We start from the raw sequence: 2,423 nt of genomic DNA on the forward strand, positions 1-2,423 counted from the left end.
AGCATTGCCGCCGCTTGATATATATTTTTTAATCGATGAAAATGCTTTTAGCCAAGAGGAATTAAAAGCTGTCATGCATGATATAGGAGAATGCGGCTACGGAAAAAAGGCAAGTATTGGCAAAGGGCGATTTAAGATCGATAAATTTGAAAATTTAAATACGCCTACAAGTAAAATCTTTATGGCGCTCAGCCCTTTTGTTTTACAAGGATCCGATTTAGCTATCAAGAAGTGCTTTTACGAGCCATTTACTAGGTTCGGAAAGCATGGCGGAGATCTGGCTTTATCGTCAGATGTGACTAAAAAACCCGTATTAATGGCGCAAACATCAGCATTAATAGCGCTAGAAGACGAAAGCAATATACAATTTATCGGTAAAAGCATTCGCGGTGCTTCAACCTACAAAAAAAGCGTGCAACAAGGATACGCTATTTTAATGCCTACGAAATGGAGCGGAAATGAGCTTTGTCAAACACTATAAATTAAAAATCAAAATTCTAAGCCCCGTGCATATCGGAAGCGGCGAAATTTATGAACCGACCGGATATGTAATAGAAAAAATTCTACAACCGAACGGGAAAGAGATAGATGCACTTTATGAATTTGACATAATAGCTCTATATGAAATTCTATCCGAAACGGATAAGGAAAAATTCCGCAATCTAGCGGAAGTATCCGATGAAAATGGGCTTATTAAAATGCAAAATTTTATATTCGCGCATAAAAAACAAGGAAGAGAAGTAGCCTATAAAATCGTAGAAGTAAGCCCGAATGTCGCGCAAGAATATTACGATAAAATTGGCAAGGTAGTTCAAAAAGAAAGTGGCAAAAATAACGTAATAAATCAGCTTGAAATTTATAAATGCGTATCGAATAAAAATCAAAAAAGGGATTCGGCGATCCTAACCGGCAGCAGTTTAAAAGGAGCGATTTCTACAGCATACCAAGAGCTATTAGTAAAAGAAGGAATAAAGTACCATGATGTGCGCGATCTTTTACTAAGTCCGAGCGACGGAAATCCATTTAAAAATCTACTCATTAGCGATAGCGGTGGTTTAGCAAGTAAAATTTATTCCACCGTAAACGTCAAACGAGAACTTAAAAATAATGATATAAAATATAATGATTCGCTAAGCACCCGTTTAGAAGCTATAGTCTCAAACGCGACATGCGAAATTCCTTTAAGCATTAAGCAAAATTTTAAGAAAGAACCCCTAGATATTAATCGCCTAATCAAAGCTTGCAACGATCACTATGAGCCGATATTTCGCTCTTTATTCAATGACGACGGAGTACCCAAATGCTTGAGCGAAAAATTTTATGAAATCTATAAGGATTTTAGTAGGAGCGATTTGGTGCCAAATCAATTCTTACTTCGCGTGGGCAGACATAGCGGCGCACGCGCCGTAACGATAGAGGGCGAAAGAGAAATTAGCATAAAGCAAGGCGTCGGTAAAAATCCTATCATAAAAGAAGCCAAAACTACGACATGGCTCGCAAAGATTGAAGACCAAATAGAAGCGGAGTACGTGCCGTTTGGCTGGCTGCTATGTGAGGTAAATGAGATAAAGAGCTAATCTTTTTATCTCCCCCATAGCCGAACGCTCATCTTTGGTATAATCCCTCCAAAGCTCAATTTTACCATTAGGCTTTTCTACTACGCGCACGCCGCCTTTATTGTAAGCCTGATCCATAGACTTTGCAATCTGCGGATTTTTAGATAGAAATTTATCCATCGCTTCCCTATCTTTAAACTCTTTAAACGCAAAGCCTCTGCTGTGAATTTCATCTACCTTTTTACCGCTTGAAAACACTGAGTTGATGCGATCTTTTAGATGCTTTTCATAAGAGCGAGCAAGATATTGCCCCGCTAGCGCGTCTCTGCTAGCCTTATTTAAAACGCCTAGATCTACGAGCTTAGCACTCATATCGTCAATCTGACGTCTTAGCGCGTCTGCTAGTGGCTTCAGCTCAGGCTTAATGGCATTTCCTTCACCCACCATATATTCATGCATAGCTACGCGGTCTGCGTCGTCTAATCCACTAAGCGCGGATTGTAGATTTTCCATTTTAGCGCTATATGCGCTTTTGGCGCTAAATAGCTCGTCGTTTCGCAAAAGATAATCCGCGCCTTTGGTTTCGCTTAATGCGCGCCTTGCAAAGCGAGCTGCATTAATAGCGCCATTTTTTAAATTCTGCGCTAAGCCTTGAGAGCCAGATAAAATTTCATAAGCGATATTTTTAAACTCTTTATTGATATGCTCGCTTGCCATTTGCCTTGCGTAGCTTAGTCCTATATCCTTGCCGCTTAAATCCTTTAGCTCTGAAGCGGAGTTTGCGCCTACGGCTTTAAGATAGGAGTGCATATTGCTTAAGATGCTAGGCTTATCTTTTGCCGTAGCTTCTATATCCTGCGCTATCTC

The 2,423-nt window shown here is 40.0% G+C and carries 3 protein-coding genes; 2 read left to right on the plus strand and 1 reads right to left on the minus strand.

What is annotated here, in order from left to right:
* A partial coding sequence (locus tag Q0340_RS06525; protein WP_298082633.1) for a hypothetical protein occupies positions 1-481 on the plus strand: 481 nt, incomplete at its 5' end.
* Complete coding sequence (locus Q0340_RS06530) at positions 459-1,577, plus strand: hypothetical protein (RefSeq protein WP_298082634.1); 1,119 nt, start codon at positions 459-461, stop codon at positions 1,575-1,577. The genes Q0340_RS06525 and Q0340_RS06530, both read left to right, overlap by 23 nt.
* Here the strand turns inward: Q0340_RS06530 and Q0340_RS06535 are convergent.
* Positions 1,548-2,423 (minus strand): hypothetical protein (locus tag Q0340_RS06535; RefSeq protein ID WP_298082635.1); only part of this gene is annotated, 876 nt, incomplete at its 5' end. The genes Q0340_RS06530 and Q0340_RS06535 overlap by 30 nt on opposite strands.

Source organism: uncultured Campylobacter sp. (genome assembly GCF_938045595.1).
Lineage (GTDB): Bacteria > Campylobacterota > Campylobacteria > Campylobacterales > Campylobacteraceae > Campylobacter_B.